Below are 2,416 nucleotides of genomic sequence, written 5' to 3'. Positions count from 1 at the left end.
CAAAGCAAAACTGACAGTCAGAAAATCCTACGGATTTCGAAGCGACACAATCCGAGAAATCGCGCTATATCATACTCTTGGCAACTTGCCCTTGCCGGAGTTCACCCACAGATTTCTCTGAAGAGGCTAACTTTCGTGAGCTACGCCCTTTCACCCACCGCATGATTGTTGATGGTGAAATATTGGGCGGTGCCGAGACAAGAATGTGGACATGATCCTTGCTAACAACACCTCGCAATATATCGATCTCGTGGCGTTTGCATGTCTGACGAACCAACTCTCGTACACGAAGAGCAATGTCACCCACGAGTACGTGGTAACGATATTTCGTCACCCAAACAAAATGATATTCAATCTTGTATTTAGTATGGCTTCCTTGGCGATATTCCATACTTACCAGTATAAGCCAGCTGCTAGCAGAATGCTACCCGCCTGAAAGGCGGGGGTTTAAACCTTCACTGCGGACGAATTAAAAGTTACAAATTCAGTGTTATTCTCTCGAATGGGTGTCTTGAATAATGAGATTTTTCAATCAAGGTCAGGTAAGCGTAGACTCCAAGGCATGCAAAAAATTTTACCGCAGGCATAAGCATGATATCGGAGTCTTCGCGTACCTCCGAGAATAAAATTTTTCGTATAAGGCCGAGATTGGCAGAAATGCAATTATTCAAAATTCCCGATTGGTACAATCTCTCACCTCTGTTTGCTTTTACCTTACCCAAATTGTCGCTCTTGGGAAAAACGCCCCGAGGACGACGTTTAGATCTTCGTAAGTTGCTGATTTGTTGTTCCTGACTTTTAGGATTTTACTATTGTACAAAGCCACCAATGTTCATTGAACAAGAGCATTTTATCCAGACTTTGCGAGGTGCCTAATGCCTGTATTTTTTTTCAACAGGAAGACAAAATATCACTTTTTCATCTCTGTACTGTTTATTTTATTTATACTTCACTTCAGCTTTGGCAAGGGACTCGCGGCCACAATTTTAGACATTTATTCAATGTCAAAAGATAACGATCCTATCCTCCAAGCCGCTCATGCCAAACATCAGGCAACCCAGGAGCAACGATCCCAGGCCATTGCCCAGATGTTACCCACCATTTCCGCTTCTGGGCAAACCGGTCGCATCTTTCAAGACATTCATAGTTCTGACAATGCTGTTTATGGTATCGGAGAAACCGACTACCAATCAACGACTCTCAGCTTAACTCTCACCCAGCCCCTCTTTCACTGGGAACTGATCACTGGATTGCAACAGGCCAAGGCTGAAATTCTTCGTTCAGAGGCAGAGTATCGGCTTGCCGAGCAGGAGCTTATTTTACGAGTGGCAGAACGTTATCTGCAGGTTTTGGCTGCACAAGATATGCAAACCTTTGTCCAGGCGGAACAGAGTGCTGTTCATCAACATTATGAACTGGCTCGGCAGCAGTTTAAAAAAGGCCTCATCCCCATTACAGATCTTCATGATGCAAAAGCCAGAAAAGCAACGGTTGATGCCCAGGTTATTGAAGCTCAAAATCTGCTTGATGATGCCCACCAGGGTATTTGGGAGATAACAGGCCAGGATATTGGAACACTGAATCCGCTCCACTCGGTCATCCCCCTACAGGGGCCGCAGCCTGTTGATATGGAGACCTGGATCAAGGCAGCCCAAAGCCAGAACATGGCTCTTCGGTTACGAAAATATGCTGTTGAAGTCGCGGGTAAAGAAGTAAGCCGCCTGCAGGCAGGGCATTATCCCACTGTTGACCTGGTTGGCACCTACGAAGATGAAGATACCGAGGGCTCATTGTATGGCGGTGGCAGCGAGTTAGCCACCTCTGAAATAATGGTGAAGGTCAACATCCCCATCTTTCAAGGCGGCATGGTCAGTTCCCGGGTTCGCGCGGCCAAACAAAATCAAACGGTTGCCCGACAGGAATTGATTCGTGAAGAGCGGCAGGTGCTGCGTAAAACCAGACGCGCTTTTCTTGGTGTACAGACCGCCCTCTCCAAGGTGGAGGCACTCAAGCAGTCAGTGGAATCCAACAAGCTGGCCTTGCAGGCTAAACAGCGAGGATATCTCTCTGGTCTGTACGACAGCCTCAGCGTCTTGGATGCAGAGCGTGATCTCTCCATGACCCAACAAGAGTATGCCAAAGCACGCTATGAATATCTTCTCAACGGACTCATGCTGAAACAATCAACAGATAATCTAAGCCTGCGCGAACTGGAGCAACTGGCACAGCTCTTTGAATAAAACCTAAATCCGTGACGGCGGCTGGTCACTGAACAACGTGATCTTTTAATGAGACGAAAATTTTTAAACAAATTCATTGATTATTCAGTTTCACTCGCAGTCACGGATTTAGGTTAAACAACCTGAGGAAATCAAACATCTTCTGTTGATGAAGCTTTCCCTCTCTGGAGATCGTC

At 46.3% G+C, this 2,416-nt stretch carries 1 protein-coding gene and 1 pseudogene; one reads left to right on the top strand and one right to left on the bottom strand.

The genetic code is table 11. The features are described 5' to 3' along the window. Positions 1 to 127: 127 nt before the first annotated feature. Positions 128 to 391 (bottom strand): annotated as a pseudogene (gene tnpA / locus JWJ90_RS10460) (IS200/IS605 family transposase); the annotation flags it as partial. 529 nt (positions 392 to 920) lie between these two features. Here tnpA and JWJ90_RS10455 point away from each other — a divergent pair. Continuing rightward, positions 921 to 2,240: a TolC family outer membrane protein gene (locus JWJ90_RS10455; protein ID WP_420828903.1), complete on the top strand. Its 1,320-nt coding sequence runs from the start codon at positions 921 to 923 to the stop codon at positions 2,238 to 2,240. The last annotated feature ends 176 nt before the right edge of the window (positions 2,241 to 2,416 follow it).

Source organism: Desulfobulbus rhabdoformis, assembly GCF_016919065.1.
In the GTDB taxonomy this organism is placed as follows: domain Bacteria; phylum Desulfobacterota; class Desulfobulbia; order Desulfobulbales; family Desulfobulbaceae; genus Desulfobulbus; species Desulfobulbus rhabdoformis.
Note: the sequence above shows the minus strand (reverse complement) of the source record. Positions and strands in the feature narration are given on the sequence as shown.